Origin of the sequence: Brevibacillus choshinensis, assembly GCF_001420695.1 — a bacterium.
GTDB lineage: Bacteria > Bacillota > Bacilli > Brevibacillales > Brevibacillaceae > Brevibacillus > Brevibacillus choshinensis.
Genome location: NZ_LJJB01000010.1, coordinates 1,158,599 through 1,180,059, shown reverse-complemented (window position 1 = coordinate 1,180,059; position 21,461 = coordinate 1,158,599). Strand labels below are relative to the sequence as shown.

General features: G+C 47.7%; 14 protein-coding genes. 13 read left to right on the top strand and 1 reads right to left on the bottom strand.

Going from position 1 to position 21,461, the window contains the following annotated elements; all coding sequences use genetic code 11:
* The first annotated feature begins 179 nt into the window (after window positions 1-179).
* The 9 genes from AN963_RS15780 (at window position 180) to AN963_RS15740 (ending at window position 16,807) form a co-directional block, all read left to right on the top strand.
* Window positions 180-4,913 (top strand): helix-turn-helix transcriptional regulator, encoded by a 4,734-nt coding sequence (locus AN963_RS15780; RefSeq protein ID WP_055745501.1) that lies wholly within the window; start codon window positions 180-182, stop codon window positions 4,911-4,913.
* Between the two features lie 117 nt (window positions 4,914-5,030).
* Window positions 5,031-9,050 (top strand): Ig-like domain-containing protein, encoded by a 4,020-nt coding sequence (locus tag AN963_RS15775; RefSeq protein WP_055745500.1) that lies wholly within the window; start codon window positions 5,031-5,033, stop codon window positions 9,048-9,050.
* A 254-nt stretch (window positions 9,051-9,304) separates the two neighbouring features.
* Window positions 9,305-10,213: a DUF4097 family beta strand repeat-containing protein gene (locus AN963_RS15770; protein ID WP_055745499.1), complete on the top strand. Its 909-nt coding sequence runs from the start codon at window positions 9,305-9,307 to the stop codon at window positions 10,211-10,213.
* A 322-nt stretch (window positions 10,214-10,535) separates the two neighbouring features.
* Window positions 10,536-12,176: a nickel ABC transporter substrate-binding protein gene (gene nikA / locus AN963_RS15765; protein WP_055745498.1), complete on the top strand. Its 1,641-nt coding sequence runs from the start codon at window positions 10,536-10,538 to the stop codon at window positions 12,174-12,176.
* A 17-nt stretch (window positions 12,177-12,193) separates the two neighbouring features.
* Window positions 12,194-13,144, top strand: a complete 951-nt coding sequence (nikB, locus tag AN963_RS15760; RefSeq protein WP_055745497.1) for a nickel ABC transporter permease — start codon at window positions 12,194-12,196, stop codon at window positions 13,142-13,144.
* A gap of 2 nt (window positions 13,145-13,146) precedes the next feature.
* Complete coding sequence (locus tag AN963_RS15755; RefSeq protein ID WP_055745496.1) at window positions 13,147-14,022, top strand: ABC transporter permease; 876 nt, start codon at window positions 13,147-13,149, stop codon at window positions 14,020-14,022.
* Window positions 14,023-14,032: 10 nt separating this feature from the next.
* Window positions 14,033-14,839 (top strand): ABC transporter ATP-binding protein, encoded by an 807-nt coding sequence (locus tag AN963_RS15750; RefSeq protein WP_055745495.1) that lies wholly within the window; start codon window positions 14,033-14,035, stop codon window positions 14,837-14,839.
* 13 nt (window positions 14,840-14,852) lie between these two features.
* A complete protein-coding gene (gene cntE / locus AN963_RS15745) occupies window positions 14,853-16,043 on the top strand; it encodes a staphylopine family metallophore export MFS transporter CntE (protein ID WP_055745494.1) in 1,191 nt (396 codons plus the stop codon).
* Window positions 16,040-16,807 carry an ATP-binding cassette domain-containing protein gene (locus AN963_RS15740; protein ID WP_055745493.1) on the top strand — a complete coding sequence of 256 codons (768 nt, stop codon included), beginning with the start codon at window positions 16,040-16,042 and terminating at the stop codon, window positions 16,805-16,807. The genes cntE and AN963_RS15740 overlap by 4 nt, the downstream gene beginning before the upstream one ends.
* A 111-nt stretch (window positions 16,808-16,918) precedes the next feature.
* On the opposite strand, the gene AN963_RS15735 is transcribed toward AN963_RS15740, so the two are convergent.
* Window positions 16,919-17,353, bottom strand: a complete 435-nt coding sequence (locus AN963_RS15735; RefSeq protein WP_055745492.1) for a DUF488 domain-containing protein — start codon at window positions 17,351-17,353, stop codon at window positions 16,919-16,921.
* Between the two features lie 395 nt (window positions 17,354-17,748).
* On the opposite strand from AN963_RS15735, the gene AN963_RS15730 reads away from it, so the two are divergent.
* From AN963_RS15730 to AN963_RS15715, 4 genes are all read left to right on the top strand, one after another.
* A complete protein-coding gene (locus AN963_RS15730) occupies window positions 17,749-18,111 on the top strand; it encodes a DUF805 domain-containing protein (protein WP_055745491.1) in 363 nt (120 codons plus the stop codon).
* 154 nt (window positions 18,112-18,265) lie between these two features.
* On the top strand, window positions 18,266-18,610 hold the full coding sequence (locus AN963_RS15725; RefSeq protein WP_083496996.1) for a metal-sensitive transcriptional regulator: 345 nt from the start codon (window positions 18,266-18,268) through the stop codon (window positions 18,608-18,610).
* A 164-nt stretch (window positions 18,611-18,774) separates the two neighbouring features.
* The gene (locus tag AN963_RS15720) at window positions 18,775-18,975 is read left to right on the top strand and encodes a copper ion binding protein (RefSeq protein WP_055745490.1); all 201 of its coding nucleotides are present in this window, start codon (window positions 18,775-18,777) and stop codon (window positions 18,973-18,975) included.
* A 32-nt stretch (window positions 18,976-19,007) separates the two neighbouring features.
* Window positions 19,008-21,449 carry a heavy metal translocating P-type ATPase gene (locus AN963_RS15715; RefSeq protein WP_055745489.1) on the top strand — a complete coding sequence of 814 codons (2,442 nt, stop codon included), beginning with the start codon at window positions 19,008-19,010 and terminating at the stop codon, window positions 21,447-21,449.
* The last annotated feature ends 12 nt before the right edge of the window (window positions 21,450-21,461 follow it).

Here is a 21,461-nt window from a genome sequence, read left to right as displayed (position 1 = left end):
TCCAACTTTACATCCACCCGGAAAAACCTAACCCAACAGTTAGGTTTTTCTTTGTCTTTCATAAACTTTTCCCAGTTTTCACAAGGTTCACAGTAGATGAATGATTAGAAGATATATATAATTAAAAATTATTAACCCGCGGAAGAATCCTTAATGGCCTTTGCTGAGGAGTTTTTGAGATGATTGCAATCCCCGGATACACCCTTCACGAACTGATATACCAGAGCGAAAAAAAGAGTATTTACCGAGGCGTACGCAAGGCAGACGGTCGGCCGCTCATCATCAAGGCTCTTACGGGAGACAAGATTACCACTAGCGATACCGCGAAGCTTATGCACGAATATGAAGTGACCAAGCATTTGAACATCCCGGGAATTATTAAGCCGTTGTATCAGGAACAGACAGGCGGAACCGTTGTGCTGGTCATGGAGGACAATGGCGGCATCTCGCTGAAAACCTACCTGCAGATGAGCCGTCCCGCACTCCCCGTGTTTTTCCCGATCGCCATGCAGTTGAGCGAAACATTGATGAAATTGCATCGGCAAGGCGTGATTCATAAAGATTTGAAGCCGGAAAACATTATTATCAACGAGCGCACCGGACAGGTTTGTATTATCGATTTTAGCCACTCCACACGTCTCCTTGGCGAAAGCCATAAAAGCTCTCCCGTTCCTTCCTTCGAAGGAAGCCTGCCCTATATGTCACCAGAGCAGACAGGAAGAATGAACAGAGCGATTGATTTCCGCAGTGATCTGTATTCGCTTGGCGTGATCTTTTATGAAATGCTGACAGGTCAGCTCCCGCTGTATGCCGAGACAAAGATGGACTGGGTTCACGCCCATATTGCCAAAAAACCGATCTCCCCCCACCATCGGATGCCCGAACTCCCGCGGATCATTTCCGAGATGATAATGAAGCTGTTGTCTAAAACGGCGGAAGAACGATATCAGAGCGCGTACGGGCTTTTTTCCGACCTTGCCAACTGCCGGGAGCAGTGGGAAGCAAGAGGCGACATCACAGGGTTTACGCTGGGACAAATGGATGAATTAAGCCAATTTCAAATTCCATCCATGCTTTATGGGCGAGAAGAGGAAGTGACTCGCCTCCAAGACGCATACAAACGGATCAAGGCAGGTGCAACGGAACTCGCCCTGATTTCCGGTTACTCCGGCATAGGAAAAACGGAGTTGGCTTTGGAAGCGTACCGTCCTGCCGTATCGGAAAGGGGATACTTTATCGTCGGAAAGTTTGATCAACTGCAGCAAGAGATTCCATTTGCTCCTTTGATACAAGCCTTTCAAGACCTGATTCGACAGATATTGACGGAATCTGCGGAAAAAGTCGCCGATTGGAAAAAGAAGCTGCTTCGCGCTCTCGGACGAGCCGGTTCGGTAGTGACGGAAGTAATACCGGAAGTGAAGCTGATCATTGGGGAACAGCCCATGGTGGAGGAATTGCCACCTGCAGAAGCGCAAAATCGTTTTCAACTGATCTTCCGCAAATTTGTCCAAGTATTTTCCAGCCGCACTCATCCATTGATTATATTTCTTGACGATTTGCATTGGGCAGATCAAGCTTCGCTAGATTTTCTCCGCCTGCTGATAACCGATCCGGGTAGCCGCTATTTGCTGCTTACAGGTGCTTATCGGGAGAATGAGGTCAGTGACGAACATCCGTTGTCGCAAATCATTGCCGGATTACAGACGAAAGGGGTTGCCATCAGCCAGATTCAGATGCAACCGCTCACTTTTGACCATACGCTGAAGCTGATTGCGGAAACGCTGCACTGCGAGAAGGAACGGGCGCGCCCGCTTGCGGAAGCGGTTTACCGGAAAACGGCGGGCAACCCGTTTTATTTAAAGCAGTTGCTGCAGGCGATGCATAAGGAAGAGCTGTTATCTTTTTGCACAGACAGTACCCAATGGACATGGGACCTCGCCGAGATCGAGAAGAAACAAAGCTTTGCCGATGTAATCACCTTGATGATCGAGAAAATTGAAAGGCTTCCTGAGGATACCAGAAATGCGCTCCGATTGGCCGGCTGCATGGGAAACAGTTTTGATCTGAAAACCCTTTCGCTGGCAGCGGGCGAGTCTCTTATTGAAACCGCTCGTCAATTGCTTCCAGCCATCACGGCGGGGCTGCTTCTGCCGTTGGACGATTCTTATACCTATCTCTATGAAGACCATGGTGACGTTACACAGACGATAGAGGCCGATTTAAATGTCTCATTTGCTTTTTTGCATGACCGTGTTCAGCATACGGCCTACTCACTTATTTCCGATGTTGAGAAGAAAGAGATTCATTTCATGATCGGCAGAATGATGCTGGAAACAGCAGATTCTCGTCAGTTGGATGAGAAAATCTATCAAATCGTTCATCACCTTAACATGGGCAAAGACCGTATCACCTCTGAAGAGGAAAGGCAAAAGCTGGCGGAGCTGAATTTGCAGGCGGGGCTGAAAGCGAAGGGATCGACCGCTTATTTCGCCGCGTTAAACCATTTTCGCGCTGGACTCGGTCTGTTGTCAGACCAAGATTGGCAGGACCGTTATGAAGTGGCCTTCCAGCTTCACCTGCACCGGGCGGAGTGCGAGTATCTGTGCTCCCATTATGAAACCGCTGAGGAACAGTTTGTCCAGCTCATGCAGAGGGCCCTGGATAAAATCGATCGCGTCGAGGTGTATCGGATCCGGATTGCCCTCTATATCAATCTGGGCAAGTATGTGGAAGCGATCCAACTCGGCCTGCAAGGGCTTGGAGAGTTCGAGATGTCGATTGCGTACAAGCCAAAGCTGGTCACGATTGTTCAGGAGTCTCTCGTAACCAGATGGAAGCTGAGCAAGCGTATGGATGAGCTTGCCCACCTGCCGTACGTCAGCGATCCAACGGTAAAAGCGATCATGGAATTGATTATGGCGATTGCCGCACCTGCCTTTTTCGTCAACAAGGAAGCATACGTTGTCTTGATGTGCAGATATATCCGCTTGGCGCTTGCCTATGGAAACACGGAAGCTTCCTCGGCGGCATATGCGCTGTTCGGATTGGTTCTCAGCTTGGGCATGGGGAACTACAAGGAAGGGGACCGCATGGGGGAGATCGCCCTGCAGGTGATGGAGAAACACCCCAACACTACATTCAAATGCCGCACCTTTGTTACGGCCGGCGGTGTGCTGAGCCAGTGGGTACGCCATCCCAAGGAGTCGGAACAGTACCTCGCCAAGGCGTTGCAGTTAGGCTTGGAAAGCGGCGATTTTATCTTTGCCAGCTATGCCATGGGGACACATGTCAATGCCTATTATGCATGGGGCTCCCTGAACGGCTTGGCGGAGATTGTTGGGGAATATCTCGTTGTTTTGAAGCAGCTAAACGAAGAATTTGTGCGGAAAAACTTTCATGTCTATCTGCAAGTGGTGCGTAACCTGCAAGGCAAAACCCATCATCGTTTTACGCTGAACGACGATCAGTTTGATGAGGAACAGTTTTTGCAGGACATCCAGAATGAGGAGACGCAGATAACGACTTTTTACCAATACTATACCTATAAAACACAAATCTATTTCTTGTTTGGAAATTATCGGGAAGCGATCAGATTTGCCGAGAAAGCCCAGGAATACCTGAAATATTCCACGCACCTGCTGCATGTGCCAGAGTTGGTCTTCTATCAATCGCTGGCTATTACGGCTGAATGCGGATCTTTCACCCCTCCTGAGCGAAGCAAGTACCTAAAGGTCTTGCGCAAAAATATCCGGCAAATGCAAAAATGGGCAGAAAGTTGCCCGGACAACTTTGTGCATAAATATCTCTTGATGGAGGCGGAACGGGCGCGGATTGACGGAAGAGATCAAGCCGCGATGGATCTGTACGATCGGGCAATCCAAGCCGCAAAGGAACAGCAATACGGACGAAATGAAGCGATCGCCTGCGAGCTGGCTGCTGCCTTTTATCTGTCCAAAAACAAAGAGAGATTTGTCGGAACTTATCTAATCCAATCCTTGCAAGCGTTTCACCAATGGGGAGCGACGGAAAAAGTGAAGCAATTACGGGAAACATATCCCCAATTGCAGCAGGAGCAGCTCACTGATAGCCCGGAAGAACTGCTTCGATCACAGGATGAGAAGGGGTTCTTTTTCAACAGTACCACCACGAAGACGGGCTCGTCACCGGAAATGGATCTGGAGACCTTCCTGCAAGCGATGCAGGAGTTTTCCAAGGAGACCGATATGCCCAAGCTGCTAGATTCCTATCTCGACACCGCTATCAAAAGCGCAGGCGCGGAAAAAGGATTGGTGCTGCTGGAGAAAGATGGCGAATTGTACGTAGAGGCGGGAGTAGAGGCCAATGGGTTGGTCGAATCGATAAAAACGGCAGTCTCGTTGGACGAGTTTGACGATATTCCGGCAGCGATCATTCATTACGTGGCCAGAACGAGGGAGTCCGTGGTTCTCAGCGATGCTAGTCGATCCGGTATATTTGAACGGGATGCTTACGTGAAGCAGCATGGCCCCCGCTCCATTCTCTGTATCCCGATCCTGTACTCGGGCGTGTTGGTAGGAGTGCTATACCTGGAGAATAATTTAACCACCGACGCGTTTCATGCGGATCGGCTGGAGTTTTTGGAAATGCTCTCTTCCCAGATGGCAAGCGCCAAGTTGTTGCGTTTTTCGGCAGCAGCGATGGGCGGGAAAAGGGAAAACGTCAGTGTCCAGCCGCTGCTTGAACCGCTTACCGACCGCGAACAGGAGATTTTGCAACTGATTGCGGGCGGCTTGTCCAATCAGGAGATTGCGGAGAAGCTCATCCTTTCTGTGGGAACTGTGAAATCATATATTGTTCATTTATACGGGAAATTGCAGGTAAACCGCAGGGTGCAAGCGGTGAGCAAGGCGAAAGAACTGGGGCTGTTAAAGTAAAAGATAGAGAAAATTGCCCAAGTCTCAAAAAACCTAACTTTGGTTAGGTTTTTTTGTTTTGTCTATTTGCTATGATCGTTCCAATTTGCAAGATTTGGCTGTAAGGGGGAATAGAATGTGAGAAAAACACACGGGCCGCTACGATCTCTTGTACTTTCCATCTTGATATTGATTACCCTATTTTATAGGGGAGGGGTAGTCGCCTATGCGGAAGAGATGCCGCTGGATCAGGCGATGGCGGTTACCAATCAGATCCAGGAGTTCGATCTTGGTGCGTCAAGTGACGACATCGGCCAATCATTTGTCGCCGGAAGAAACGGAGCCTTCCAAAGTGTAGCTTTCTATTTAAAAAAGAAAGACACCGGAGCTTCTAACATCCTGCTAAAACTGTACCAGGCGGATACGGCTGGTTTTCCAACAGCTAGTCCGTTGCGCCAGGTGTCTATGTCAACAGACCTTGTATCCGATGATTGGGATTGGGTTGTATTCACATTTGACACCCCGATTTCAGTGAGCCAGGGGCAGCACTATGCTGCGGTTCTTCAGGCCGGATCGGGGGTAGCGGTCGGTATGGTCAAAGGAACTATCTATAAAGAGGGAGTTTGTCTGGTGGGGAATAGCGCCAAACAGGACGCTACGCTGCCGTTTATGACGTATGTGGCCCCTCCAAGCGGAATGGATCAAGCAGCTGGTGGAAACTATACTGGTGACTTCATTCCAGTTGACATTTATGAAAAAGCTGCTCAAACTTTTACCCCCGGTCAAAGCGGGTATTTGACGCAAATATCCCTGTTTATGGCAGATTATCGTGAAAGTGAAACTGAAGACCTGAATGTAACCATTCAGACCGTCAACCCAGACGGATTGCCTTCAGGAGTGATTCTAGCGCAATCCATGTTGAAGGGGCCCATTATGGAAAGTAACTGGAAGGAAGTTGCATTTCCTACGGCACCTCTCGTAGAAGCAGGAAGACCGTATGCCATCGTGTTGACGTCAAACAATGATCAGATTAATTCCTACGCGATTGCCCATGCGCGTTCAGATGTTTACGGTGGAGGCAGGATCTTTATTGACTATGGCTCGGGCTGGGATATTGGGCGAGGCAAGGATTGGGACATTCTATTTCGCACCTATATGGTGCCGGTGGTGGATAGTCAATTGCCCTCAGCTATTTTATCGATGACCGCCGATTATTCGGAGCAAGCCACGCTGAATATGGAAGCTATGGACTCCGGGACGGCAAGTTCAGGTATAAAACAGGTAAGCTACCGCATCAATGGTGGCGACATCCAATCTCAAACAGGCGACAAAGCCACGATCAGCATCACGGAGGACGGGACTTTTCTTGTTGAATACTGGCCAGAGGATAACTCCGGAAAAATTGGCCAATCGTATTTCGCGAATGTTCATGTTGACAACAAAGCGCCCATCGCCACTCTCACTCCGTTTGGGGACGGGATGACGGTGAAGGGGAAGGTATCATTGGAGGGAACGGTTTCAGACAGTCACCTGTTCGATTGGGTAGTGTCTTTTTCCGAAGCAGGTAAAGAACAATGGACAGCGATTGCCAGAGGGACAGGTGCTGTAACGGAGGATCTGCTGGCTGAATGGAATACGGACAGGGTGAGCGAAGGGGGCTATGACGTAAGGCTTGTGGCCACAGATCGCGCCGGCAAAAGCACAGCTTCCAAGATTCAGGTCCAGGTCAAACGAGACGCTACCGCTACTCCTGGCATTGATTCCGTAGATCTGGCGTGGCCCACTGTGGAAGGGGCGGTGAAGTACGATGTGGCTAGGGGGGACAACGTCATCGTTTATACAGGTTCCGCAACGTCCTATAAACACGAACGACTGTCTCCCAATACAACATACACCTACAACATTTACGCAAACTTCCCGGATCATATCTCGATTCTTTTGACGACACTGACGGTTAAGACCCTACCAGGCGTGCCGGTAACCGGAGTGACGCTGGATCGGGACGAACTGACCCTGAAAGCAGGCGGAGCTTCGGGAACTCTTACGGCAACGGTAGAGCCCGCTGATGCGACTAACAAAGCAGTAAGCTGGACTTCGGATGACGAGAGTGTTGCGAAGGTAGAGAACGGTATAGTTACTCCGGTCAGTCCGGGAACGGCAACGATTGTCGCAATGACCGAAGATGGATATTTTACGGATTGGGCGGAGGTTACCGTACAAGCGGCTGATGTGCCGGTAACCGGAGTGAAGCTGGACAAGCCATCGCTCGCCCTGAAGGCAGGCGGGGCGACAGGTACATTGCAGGCAACCGTCCAGCCAGACAACGCCACAAACAAAAACGTAAGCTGGTCGTCCAGTAATCCGGAAGTGGCGACAGTGGACAACGGAGTAGTGACACCGCTCAAAAAAGGCACCACCACGATTATGGTAAGGACTCGTGACGGAGGGTTTGAGGCTTCCACTGTCGTAACTGTAAGGACTCCGCCTGTTACACCTCCCGTTACACCACCGGCATTAAGCCTGGAGGAACAGATCCGCGTGGCTAATCTTGAGGCAGCTCGGGTCATTGCCAACACGACGGACGAAAACACGGTCGAACAACAAGTCTCAGCCAGCGTAAAACGATTGTCCGATCTGATCGCTGCGGGCAAGCTAAAGCAACAGACAGAACTAGAATTGATCACGGATACAGCTAACACCGTTTTTGCCGCGATGATGGGCAAATGGAGCCAAGGCATCGGTGACGAGGATCTGGTTCTGGAACAAACCCATTCTCTGCTTGCCAAAGCATTCCTGCCGGTGCTTGACGACATCGCAACACCGGAGCAGACCGAGATGGATAATGCAACCGCCACGTTAGCCCAAGTCATTGACACGGTAATTGCCAAGCTGGGCAAACAGGATATTTCCGACAAATGGGCAAACAAGCTGGGCGAAACCTTTACCGCGCTGTTGGACAAAGTTGGCATAAGCGAATCGGATGACCGTCGTATTGAGGAAATGGCAGACAGGATCGAGCACTTTGCCTCGGTGATAGAGAAAATAGAAACGTCGCTGGACAACAAAGCATCGTTGTTTGAGCTGGAGAAAACTTTCCGTATTAAGTTGATCGGCGATCTGGAATCTCGCACGGAGAAAAAGGCGAAGCGGGCAGATAAGGAGCAGAATCCATTTGCAACTCTCTCCCGCGAAACAGTGAAGGCATTAGCCAAGAACCGTATCAATCTTGCCGTTGCAAGCGAAGATGACAGGGGAGTATGGCTGTCTTACGACCTGTTTGGACAGCATGACAACGATGCGTTTACCATCTATTTCTTCGAACTAGATAACCTTAAAACGCCAACCAATTTGGCTCATGCCAGTGATAAGTATCAAATTGGTCTGGAAGCTGGAGGAGAGGAAATCACCCAATTTGACAAGGGAAGCGTTCGCATCACGTTGCCTTACGAGACCAGGTCAAAATATTTGCTAGCCTACCGATACGATGAAGAGAAAAAATCGTGGAAGCTTTTGACCACTTCCAGCGGAAAAAAGGTTGATGTAAAGAAAAAAGGCAAGCAAGCCTCCTTTGACACTGAGCAAGTTGGCAGCTTCCTGGTGGCGGATGCAGGGGTGCAAAGCATTTCTGTCACGCCGAAACGGGCAAGTCTTCTGCCTGGAGAAAAGCTGCAGTTGACAGTTACAGGCAAACTATCCGACCGCAGCAAGCAAGATTTGACCAGCGCGGAGAGTGGAACCGTCTATGATTCCAATAGCAGCAGCATCACCGTTGATGAAAACGGCTTGATCCAGATTGCAGAAGATGCGAAGACAGGAGAGAGAGCCAGCATTACGGTGAAGAACGGCAACAAATCAGCCAAAGTATCTACTACAGTGGCAACGGTAAAACGTATTACGGTGACAGCCAAAAAGAAATCAGTGAGACCGGGCGCCACTTTGCAGCTTAACGTCACCGCTAACCTGAACGACCACAGCAATCGCGATGTTACCAAAGCAAGCTCAGGAACCACTTACAGCATCAAGGAAGCGGATTATGCCGAGATCACCGAGGACGGTCTTCTAAAAATAAGCGAGGATACACCAGCCGGAACAAAGCTAATCGTGCTTGCCGAGTACAATGGCTTCACAGGGGAATGCACAATCTCTGTGAATCAATAATCGTGCATCATCCGCCAATCTGAAAAAGCGATAAACCTGGCCAAGTGACGGTCAGGTTTTTTGCCATTGCTCTCTACCACGGTTTTGCCACTCTTTTTCAATCATAATATGACGTCGGTGTCAATTGACCTTAGGTCTTACCTACCATCAGCCGACGGCCCTTTGATTTCCATTTCTTCTCAGTGCTACACTTTTATCAGTACAGTTCAACTGAAAAGGGAAGCGGACTATTACCTATAAGGAGTAATGAGAACATGAATAGGAATGGACTTATCGGCGTCGTGTTGATCGCCTTGGGAATTTGGTGGGGGATATCCGTTTGGGACTCTGGTAAAGGATTTGCGTGGAATCTGCCTTTCACCGAAACGAAGGAAGTCAACATCGAGCAATCATATGATGCAAGCAGCATAAAAGAGATAGTTGTAGACGTTTCCAGCACGGACGTTCATGTTGTCCGTGGAAGTTCGGAGAAAATCGAAGTGCAGCTTCACGGCCAAGCGAGCCCAAAGATGGCAGATCAATTTCGGTTGAAGGGCGAAAATAAGGGCACTGAGCTTCAGATCGGCGTCGAAAAGCAGGAAGGGTTTCGAATCGGTTTCGGTTACGAGAGCGTCGCCATGACGGTCGAGCTGCCTGAGAAACAATGGGATGAGATAAAAGTGAAAGTAGGCAGTGGAGATATTACTGTAGAAAACGTAGAGGGAAAAACAATTGATGTCTTCACGAGTAGCGGAGACATCAAACTGGAAGATAGCAAAGCTTCGGCCATCGTGCTGGATACGAGCTCAGGCGATATTCAGGCGGAACAATTCAAGGCTGATAAAATGAAAGTTCATTCGGACAGCGGAGACATCTCTCTCAAGGAGGGGGAAGCCACTCTGGAAGGTGATGCGGAATCAGGAGATATCGACATCGAATTTGTAGAGTTGTTGCATGATGCCGACTTATCCACCAGTAGTGGCGATGTGAAGATCACGTTGGAGCAGGAGCCGAAATCGCTGAAGGTCGATTACAGAGGGGGCTCAGGAACCGGCAAAGTCAGATGGGATGGTTTTCAGGCAACAGATGATGCGGAAGACGACAACATTATCAAAGGCACGTTCGGCAGCGGTGCTACCATGCTAAAAGTATCCACAGGTTCTGGAGATTTCACGCTCGACTAACTGATAATCAAGAAGATATCAATAGAATGCAAAAAAGCGACAAGTAAAGCTGTCGCTTTTTCTTATGATTGAAAAATGGACGGGATCATAGCAGTAAGGAATTATCTCACTCCCTGCCTTCAGGTGGTGCTTTTGGATAATGATAAGGAGATGATCGGTTTATAAAAAATAGCGTGCGAAAAGACAGGGCAGATTGAGAAGAGAAGGTACTTATATAGGAATAAAAAAAAGATGTTGCAGTTCGTCAGGGGATAGATTAAGCTATCTAAGTAATTGTGATTATCATTATCAATTAATAGTGCCAGCAGGGAGATGAACGATTATGTTTAGCAAGTTCAAAGGGCTATATGTTCCATTACTTCTAGTCCTGCTATTTTCTATCATGCTTACTGGATGTAAGACTGAATCAAGTCAACCTTCCGAATCCTCTGCGAAGACTCCGGAGTCAGCTACCAAAACAGCGGATAAGACTCTGACTATTTCATGGCCAAAAGATATCGGGCCATTGAATCCGCACGAGTATACACCAAATGAGTTTTTTGCCCAAGGGATGTACTACGAACCGTTAATCGATTATGGAGAAGGCGGAAAGCTAGTGCCGAAGTTGGCAGAGTCTTGGGATATTTCAGAAGACGGTAAAGAATACACGTTCCACTTGCGAAAAAACGTAAAGTTCACCGATGGATCAGACTTTGACGCGAAAGTGGTTCAGAAAAACTTCGACACCATTTTGAAGAACCGTGATATGCACAGCTGGTTGGGCCTCATCAGCCAAATTGACAAAACGGAAGTAGTCGATGCCAACACATTTAAAATTACGTTGAAGAACCGCTATTATCCAGCGCTCCAAGAGTTTGCTGTTGTACGTCCTTTGCGTTTCTTGGGGGATGCTGGGTTCCCTGATGATGGTAACACGGCGAATGGAATCAAAAAGCCAATCACCACGGGACCATGGGAGCTCACAGAATATAAAAAAGATGAAGTGGCCGTGTTTACTCGAAACGAAAATTATTGGGGCACGAAACCGAAGCTCAACAAGATTGTCGTAAAAGTCATTCCAGATGGCGAGGCACGTGTGCTTGCGTTGGAGAAAGGTGATATCGACCTGATATACGGTGAAGGTGTTATCAGCCTCGATTCCTTTGTGAGCCTGAAGAAATCTGGAAAATTTGAAACGACCATCTCTGATCCTGTAGCAAGCCGGGCGTTGATTGTAAACAGTTCAAAAGGTCCTTTTGCCGACCTGAATGTACGTTTAGCCTTGCAGCATGCAGTAAACAAAACGGCGTTGGTGGATGGAGTAACAAACGGCGTTGAAAAGGCTGCAGATACGATCATCTCCAGCAACTTCCCATATGCCAATATCGGATTGAAGCCTTTCGATTACAATGTGGAAGAAGCTAAGGCATTACTGGACAAAGCAGGTTGGACACTCCCAGCGGGCAAAACTATCCGTGAAAAAGAAGGAAAGCCTCTTGAGATCGAACTCGTATATATGGGGCCAGACCAGATTGAAAAGCCGATGGCAGCAGCGATTCAATCAGATTTACAACAAATAGGTGTATCTCTTAAGACAACAGGTGTGGAGAGAGAACTGCGCAACAAACGGATGGAAAGTGCCGACTTCGATTTATTGTTCTGGAATACATACGGCGCTCCTTATGATCCGCATTCGTTCGTTTCGACCAACTACGAGCCAGGCTATGGAATTTTTGAGTCGCAACAGGGCTTGCCGATGAAAGACGAACTTCACAAACAGATGAAGGATGTTTTGCTGACCGTTGATGAAAAAGAGCGTCAACAGCTGTATACCTCCATCTTTACGACGTTGCACGATCAAGCGGTATACTTGCCTATTTCCTATTTGACCAATATCGCTGTGTATCCAAGTTATGTGAAAGACTTGAAATTCCCGGCGCACCGTGACGAAACGCCGTTTGATACGCTGGATATCCAAAAATAAGATAAGGTGTTCCTACTATGAACATATCCCTTTATATCCTGAAAAGACTCGCAGCGATAGTCCCCATTTTATTGGGGGCTACGTTTGTTTCTTTCTTGCTTTTGCATCTTTCGCCTGTAGATCCAGCAAGAGCCTACTTGTCGGTATCCAATATAGTCCCGACAGAGGAAGCGCTGCGGGCAGTGCGCGCCCAATTAGGTCTGGACCAGCCTTTTTGGACGCAATACGGGAGCTGGTTGTGGCATCTGTGTCAATGGGAATTCGGCACATCCTTTTTCAGTAAATTGCCAGTTTCGCAGGAGTTAGCAGCGAGGTTACCGATCACTGCTTCATTGGCTTTGATAAGCTTGGTGCTTGCGATACTCATCAGTATTCCTCTGGGTATTGCTTCAGCGCTCCGTAAAAATCAACTGATCGATCACATCTGTCGCTTACTCGCTTTCTTAGGGGCATCGGTTCCGCAGTTTTGGCTGGCTTATCTATTGATTTACTTCATGTCAGTGAAGTTGGATTGGTTCCCGTTTCAGGGGGCTGATACTTGGCAGCATTATGTGCTTCCAGCTCTTACCCTAGCATTTGCGCTGATTTCCACCTATTCACGATTGTTGAGGACTGGATTACTGGAGGGCTTGGAAGAACCTTATGTTCTTTATGCACAGGCTAGGGGGCTCGGAACAGTGGCTGTGGTAGGAAGGCATGTGCTTCGCCACGCGATACGGCCAGTTGTGACCGCGGCAGGGATGAATCTTGGTAAACTGTTTGCGGGTACCGTAATTGTGGAGCAAGTTTTCGCAATGCCAGGGATGGGCGGTTTTTTCCTGGAGTCTGTGTATCATCGCGATTATCCGGTCATTCAAAGTTATGTCTTGGTAATGGCTGTAGTCTTTGTGATAGGTAGTCTGGCTGCAGATGTGATTCAAGCCTTCTTAGACCCCCGTTTGACACAAGCGAATGGGAAGGAGGAGTGAAGATGGCTAGCATCAAGCGAATAGTAGGAGGAGCCCCCAATCGCAAAATAATCATTTGGTTTTGTGTGTTACTGCTAGCGCTGATTGTTCTCACCGGACTTTTTGCCCCGTTGCTTGCTCCGAATGATCCGAATTTTGTTGATTTAAAACACAAACTGGAGAGTCCGTCCGCAGCTTACCCACTTGGTACGGATCAATTAGGGCGATGTGTATTTTCAAGGCTGTTATACGGTACACAAGTTTCTTTGAGCCTTGCTTTATTGATTGTATCTTCCTGTCTGGCAATCGGTCTGTGCATCGGTTGTTGCGCAGGTTTTATAGGCGGCAAGCTCGATAGCGTAATCATGCGCGTGTGTGATGCTATCCTCGCATTCCCGTCCTTGATCCTCGCCATTAGTCTCATTGCGATGTGGGGAGCAGGGTGGAAGCAGATGGCGATCGCCCTGATTATCGTACAGTCTGTTTACTATGGACGGTTTATTCGTGGATTGGTACGAGATCTGAAAAAGCAAAATTACATAGTCGCAGCCAAAATATGTGGGACACCGACCATTCAAATCCTTCTACGCCATATCATTCCGAATTTGTTGCCATCCCTGATCGTAGTCGTGACGCTCGAAATCGGCTGGGTAATCATGGACATTTCGGCCTTATCTTTTATTGGATTGGGTGTGCAATCTCCTACTCCTGAATGGGGGGCCATGATTAATGAAGGCAAATCATTCTTGCGCAGCGATCCTCGATTGATGATTGTGCCTGGGTTGATGATTTTCGCAATGGTAGCTCTACTTAATGTTCTCGGAGAAGCCTTGGGAGAGAAAAAGGGATACGCAAAATCAATCCGAAAACTGGCCAAGGCAGTGGGCAGCGAAAGGTAGGATGATAACAATGAATGAGCGAGACATTTTGCTTGATGTGAATGGGTTGAATGTACAGATTCAGACGGACTATGGACTGGTGTCCACTGTACGAGATGTGTCCTTTCAGATCATGGCCGGTAAAGTACTGGGGATTGTGGGTGAGAGCGGGTGCGGCAAATCTATGACGTGTCTTGCTATTCTCCAGTTGCTCCAAAAGCATGCTACTATGGAGGGCAGCATTCGTCTACAAGGACGAGAGTTGATAGGTATGACTCCCAAGCAGATGCGTAAATTGAGAGGACAGGATATTTGCTTCATTATGCAGAATCCGATGAATGCCTTTAATCCCGTCCTGCGTATTGAAAAGCAATTTGTGGAAACCATCAGAGCTCATACCTCTGTGTCGAAGATCCAAGCAAAATATGTAGCGATTGAGTGTTTGAAGCAAATGAACTTATCTGATCCGGAAAAAGTATTGGGGCAGTATCCATTTGAGTTGAGCGGAGGTATGCTGCAGCGTGTGATGATTGCGTTATCCATCGCGATGAGACCTGCGCTCTTGATTGGTGATGAGCCGACTACCGCGCTGGACAATGTAAACAGACGGACGGTCATTGACGCATTCCGTAAGATCAAGAAAGAAGGGGAGACAGCGATTTTGCTGGTTTCTCATGATTTGGATGTGATTGGCGAGCTGGCTGACGAAGTGGCTGTTATGAAGCAGGGAGAGATTGTGGAAATCGCTCCCGCAACACAGCTTTTTACCAACCCACAGCACGAATATACGAAACTGCTTCTAGATGCTAGAATGACCGTTGAGAGCAGAATTGGATAGGAGTCGAACGGAATTGAATGCTATAGCTAAAGAAAATCCTTTCTCAAACCGTGCCGTTTGGCTTTATGCCGTTGCCTTTGTTTTCTATGCAACGAATCATATGTTAATTATCGCATTGCCATTTTTCTCGCAAAGCTTGGGTGCTGGGCGATCGGAAATTGGGATGATCATGGGCGCCTATATGTTTGTCTCGATGTTCCTTCGTCCATTGGCAGGAGCAGTCGTGGATCGATACGGCTCGAAAAAGATTTTTATGGTTGCACTCATTTTGAATGCGCTGGTTCTCGCTTCTTACACTTTGGAAAATCTGTGGGCATTTGCATTCATGCGCGCGTTGCAAGGGGCGATATTGGCCTTCTTCTCCATGACCATCCATTTGATCATCATGGATTTGTTGTCTGATAAAATGAGGGGCCAAGGCTTGTCCTTGTTGTCATTGGCATCGATGGTACCGTATACGTTTGTGCCTGCTCTTGTGTTGTACATGAAAGATGAAGTCTCCATGACGAGCATGCTACTGATCTTTGCTGGATTGGGCTTTTGCAACATCCTGATGGGGACGCGCCTTTATCGGGATATGCATGTTCACTTGGCAAAAAACACAGAAGCCAACGGAGAGGGCTCACGAGGCGAAAAAGAAAAGAAGTTTGCCAAATCACTGTTCGTTCCGTCGATGATTATGTTATTGGCATCTATCGTATTCAGTGTGGCGCCAACATTTTTGCCACTATACCTGGAAAGCCGTGGCTTGGGTTCCGCTCCACTCTATTTCTTGACGGAGACAGCTGTCTTGATCGTCATCCGTTTTTTTGGTCGTAAATACATCCCTTCCACGGGAGCTTTTCCAAAATGGCTAATCGCTGCTCTTATCGTTTGTTTTACACTTTCCCCGTTATTGCTGTCATGGTCGCTATCTACCCCTGTATTAATTTTGTCGGGGATTTGCAACGGACTGGCCTTATCCCTTTTGTATCCCACGCTGATGACGTACATATCGTTTGTCGTCCCAGAAGAGAATCGGGGTTATTCCATCGGATGGTTCATTGCAGCAGCTGATTTCGGGACATCCTCTGGAGCTTTTTTCATGGGATGGATCGCGGATGCGCTTTCCTATCAGGCGATGTTGGGAGCAGCGGCGATTGTAGGTATGGCTACATTCATACTTGTCCTACTGTATCGTTCGCAAAAGGCGGTGGTACATTGAGTCTTTTGGTTGTGAATCAAGTAACCAAAACCTATGCCTCATCCGGATGGTTCCGATCAGCCAAAGAGGCGGGTTCAGGAGTGACCGATGTTACTTTTCAAGTAGAGCCGGGAATGTGCTTAGGAATTTTGGGAGAGAGTGGAGCGGGAAAAAGTACGCTGGGGAAGATTGTGCTTGGCCTTCTCCCTCCTGACAGTGGCAGTGTAGGGTTCCAAGGAATGGATTTGTACCGTACGGATCGTCAGACAAGAAAAAGACTACGCCGAGATCTACAGGTCGTTTTTCAGGATTGCTATTCCTCCGTTAATCCGAGAATGACGGTCAAACAGATCATCGGAGAACCTCTTCGCAATTATGAGCGGTTATCTGCAAAAGAAGAGGAGCTCATCATAGCCGAATTGCTGGAGACTGTAGGTCTTGCTGCAACAGATATGGAAAAAATGCCTGGTCAGATGAGCGGTGGGCAGCTTCAGCGAGTGAATATTGCCAGGGCCATTGCCTTGAAACCAAAGATGATTGTGCTTGATGAGCCGGTAAGTAGTCTGGATATGATTGTACAGAAACAGATCTTGTATCACCTCAGAGAGCTTAAGGAAAAGATCGGTCTTTCCTACTTGTTTATTTCCCATGATGTTTTAGCCGTGAACGTCTTGTCTGACAAGGTTGCCATCATCGATCGAGGCAGAATTGTGGAAACGATGGAAACTTCTAAGATGTTTCAATGTGTGCATCCTGCCTCGAAAAGGATTATCCAAGCTAGATAGCTGAAAGAGGGTAGCCCTAGTAAAAGGATTGATTTGGCAATGAAATCGTCAATAAATGAGAAAAGCAACCGTACTCGCGTGCAGTTGCTTTTCTTTTTACTATATTCTTATTTATAAATGCACGATCTCAATCCGACTATCAAAGTCCTTCAAATACTCCACAACCAATTTCCGATGGCAATGATGAGGCTTCTCTTCGCTGCACATGAAACACGGAACCTTGTCGCCCAACCATTCATTCATCGTTGCTTCTACTTTTCGTTCAGCCAACAAATCCACGAAGGTCTTCTCAAACTCAGCCCAGGGGATCTCTTTTTGCTTGATCGCCTTTAATAGCTCTTCCGTGGGGGCCAAAGAAAGTTCATGCAGATAATCGATATGCAGTAGCTCCAACACGTAAGCGAGATCGTCCTTTTTGGCGTACCCAGCTAGCTGGGACGTATTTTGCAGACGGGTATCAATTACGCGTTCGACTTTGTGGTGCTGTAAGGCGGCGGTAAAGTCACGCAGCGATTTTTTGGAGAAACCGATCGTCGTTAGTAACATGTTCGTCTCCTTTATCTACCTTTACGCATGTCTCCGCTTAGAGTCATGCAGGCTGTCATAGGTTTGTTTTCAGACAAAGCGGATATCCAAATAGTTTTATATAGTTGGACTCACCACCGTTTTCTGTACTATGAAAGTGCAGTTGCGGACTGAAAGATATATGGTCTTTTTAATGATATTTTAAATTATAATATTCTGTCAAATTGAGATTCTCATAATTGCTTACCGGAAGATTACAGCTTATCTGCAGCGTTTTTCCTGGACTCACTAATCATGAGAAGTAGGGGAGAAAAATAAATTACAAAAAAATAACAAAATATGGTTTTTAAACAAGCTATTTAATGATAAAATATCTTGGTGTTTACAAAAATGGCAAAGAAATGGAGGTTTCTGTTATGCATTGGTATTTGGATGTATTAAAGCAATACGTAGCATTTTCAGGAAGAGCGAGACGTCAAGAGTATTGGATGTTTATGTTGTTTAGCATCATTATCTCCTTGATTCTGGCGGTTGTGGAAAATCTCATTGGTATTCCTAACGTATTAACTGGCATTTATTCCTTAGCGGTTTTATTGCCTTCTCTGAGTGTACTTTTCCGTCGACTGCATGATACAGGACGAAGTGGCTGGTGGGTTTTGATTTCGTTTATCCCTTTCATTGGTGCGATTATCCTGTTAGTATTTGCGTGCCTCGACAGCACGGGAGATAATCAATACGGACCGAATCCAAAAACAGGAGCAAATAATACTTCTGTTTAATTGGTATCAAGCCTCCACTGAAATCAGGTGGGGGTTTTTTTCATCTAGAAATGGTCTCCATGGTTGGACGTACGACTTGGACAGGAACGACCCTATTGTGAAAAATAGGGGGTGGGAGTATAATGGACGCATAAAGGAGATGATTGGAATGAGCATGGACATCGAACAAGTGGATCCAACAACCTCTGACGAGTCGTCTTGTTGTTCTCCAGGAGAAACAGAGCGCAAGAGCCATCACTCCGATAAGGTGAAAAATAGCCTGATCAGCCGCTTGAATCGGATTGAAGGTCAAGTTCGTGGCATCAAAGGGATGATCGAAAAGGACGTATACTGTGATGATGTGCTGAATCAGATCGCGTCGGTTCAGTCGGCACTGAATGGAGTAGGGAAGCTCTTGCTCGAACATCACATGAGAAGCTGTGTCATCGAACGAATTCAGGAAGGCGACACAGATGTGCTAAACGAACTGCTGACGACGATGAATAAACTGATGAAATAACGAGTAGACAGAAAGACAGCAGCCAAAGGAAGCTGCTTTTTTCTTGGGATGAAATATAGGGTACATAAGTATCCTAAAAATATCGTTGACACCACATAGGGTCGGGGGGTATATTATATCCAAGAGATCGATGGGAATGAAACCCAATCAAAGGAGCGATTATGATGAATAAAATGACGTTGCAAGTTGAAGGCATGAGCTGCCAACACTGTGTCCATTCCATTGAAGGCGCACTTACAGAAATCGGAGCGAGCGGAAAGGTCAATCTCGCCATGAGTACGGTTGAGGTAATGTATGACGAGGGCAAGATCTCTCTAGAGACAGTAAAGGAAGCGATCGAGGAGCAAGGCTACGAGGTTCTGTAATCCAACGAAAATGAGGAAAGGAGTGAAAGTGAATGCAAGCGACGGCAATAACTGAAAACAAACAGATCAATCTGCAAATCACAGGCATGACGTGTGCGGCATGTGCTATTCGGATCGAAAAAGGCTTAAACAAACTAGAAGGCGTAGCCACAGCAAATGTAAACTTCGCCATGGAAAAAGCGAGTGTCACCTATGACCCGGCTAAAGTCGATGTTCAACGGCTAGAGGAAAGTATCAAAAAGCTAGGGTATGGCACGGCGAAGGAGACGGTAGATTTTCAACTGGAAGGGATGACCTGCGCTGCCTGTGCGAACCGGATTGAAAAGGGACTGAGTAAGCTGCCCGGTGTGACGAAAGCAACGGTCAACTTCGCGATGGAAACGGCTCATGTAGAGTACGCTGCGAGTGAAGTGTCCGTGGCGGATATGCAGAAAAAGGTGGAGCAGCTAGGCTACAAAGCCATTTTGAAAACAGGCGATGACGCGAGCACAGTCGATCATCGTGAAAAAGAAGTGAAGCAGCAAAAACGTAAATTGCTCCTCTCGGTCATTCTCTCTTTCCCGCTTTTGTGGAGTATGGTCGGTCACTTCTCGTTTACGTCTTGGATCTACATGCCAGAAATTCTCATGAATCCATGGCTGCAATTGATTTTGGCTACTCCGGTTCAATTTTACGTGGGCAGACAGTTTTACGTGGGGGCATACAAAGCACTGCGCAATGGCAGTGCCAATATGGATGTACTGGTGTCGCTAGGGACATCGGCTGCATACTTCTACAGTTTGTACCTGACGCTCAGCTGGTTTACCGACGGTGGAAGTGCTCACCATGGTCCATCCCTCTATTACGAGACGAGTTCAGTTCTGATTACACTCGTGATTATGGGCAAATTGTTTGAATCTCTGGCAAAAGGTCGGTCGTCGGAAGCCATTAAGTCGTTGATGGGACTGCAAGCCAAAACGGCGTTGGTCATGCGTGATGGTCGGGAGATGTCTATTCCCGTAGAGGAAGTAATTGTCGGGGATATCGTCTTGGTTCGCCCAGGTGATAAAGTACCGGTGGACGGGGAAGTCATGGAAGGGATGTCGTCCGTAGACGAATCGATGCTAACCGGAGAAAGTATTCCGGTATCCAAGAAGCCTGGTGACGCCGTCATAGGTGCGACAATCAACAAAAATGGTATGCTGAAAATCAAAGCAACTAAAGTGGGAAAAGAGACAGCTCTCGCTCAGATTATTAAAGTCGTAGAAGAAGCGCAGGGTTCGAAGGCACCGATTCAACGGGTCGCAGACGTCATATCGGGAATTTTTGTTCCGATCGTTGTCGGGATTGCAATTGTCGCGTTCCTGGTCTGGTATTTCTTCGTGACACCCGGTAATGTCGCGGATGCATTAGAAATTGCCATTGCGATTCTGGTGATTGCTTGCCCTTGTGCACTTGGTTTAGCAACGCCGACCTCTATTATGGCGGGATCTGGACGTGCGGCTGAGCTCGGTATCTTGTTCAAAGGCGGCGAGCACTTGGAGATGACCCACAAGATTGATGCGATCATTTTAGATAAAACAGGAACGGTCACAAAAGGAAAACCGGAGCTGACGGATGTTCTGGTCGATGGCGACGAAATGGAATTTCTCAAGCTCGTGGGAGCAGCGGAAAAAAATTCGGAGCATCCACTTGCAGAAGCCATTGTGGCAGGAATCCAGGCAAAAGGAATTTCTCTTCCAGCTACAGAAGCGTTTGAAGCGATCCCAGGCTTTGGTATCAAGGCTGTGGTAGAAGGAAAAGAGCTACTGATTGGCACGCGCCGTCTCATGCAAACATTCGAGGTAGATGCCAAAGACTCATTTGAAACGATGTCTCGTCTGGAGGAAGACGGAAAAACAGCCATGCTTGTCGCTATAAATAAACGGTACATGGGTATAGTAGCAGTAGCGGATACGATCAAAGAAACGTCCAAAGATGCTGTCAGTCGGTTGAAAGAAATGGGCATTCAGGTCGTCATGATCACGGGAGATAACGAACGGACAGCAAAAGCAATCGCCGCCCAGGTCGGCATCGATCATGTACTGGCGGAAGTACTGCCTGAAGGCAAGGCAGAAGAAGTAAAGAAACTGCAAGCGCAAGGCAAAAAGGTAGCGATGGTCGGGGATGGAATCAACGATGCGCCAGCACTCGCAACCGCCGACATCGGAATGGCGATCGGCACAGGTACGGATGTGGCCATGGAAGCAGCGGACGTGACCCTCATGCGCGGCGATCTTTCAAGCATTCCGGATGCGATCTATATGAGCCGGAAGACCATGCGCAACATCAAACAAAATTTGTTCTGGGCACTCGGTTACAATACGCTCGGGATTCCGATTGCGGCTATCGGTTTGCTGGCACCGTGGGTGGCAGGAGCAGCCATGGCGTTAAGCTCCGTATCTGTTGTGCTGAATGCACTTCGTTTGCAACGAATCAAAGTTCCACAAAAATGAATGGAGAGATCA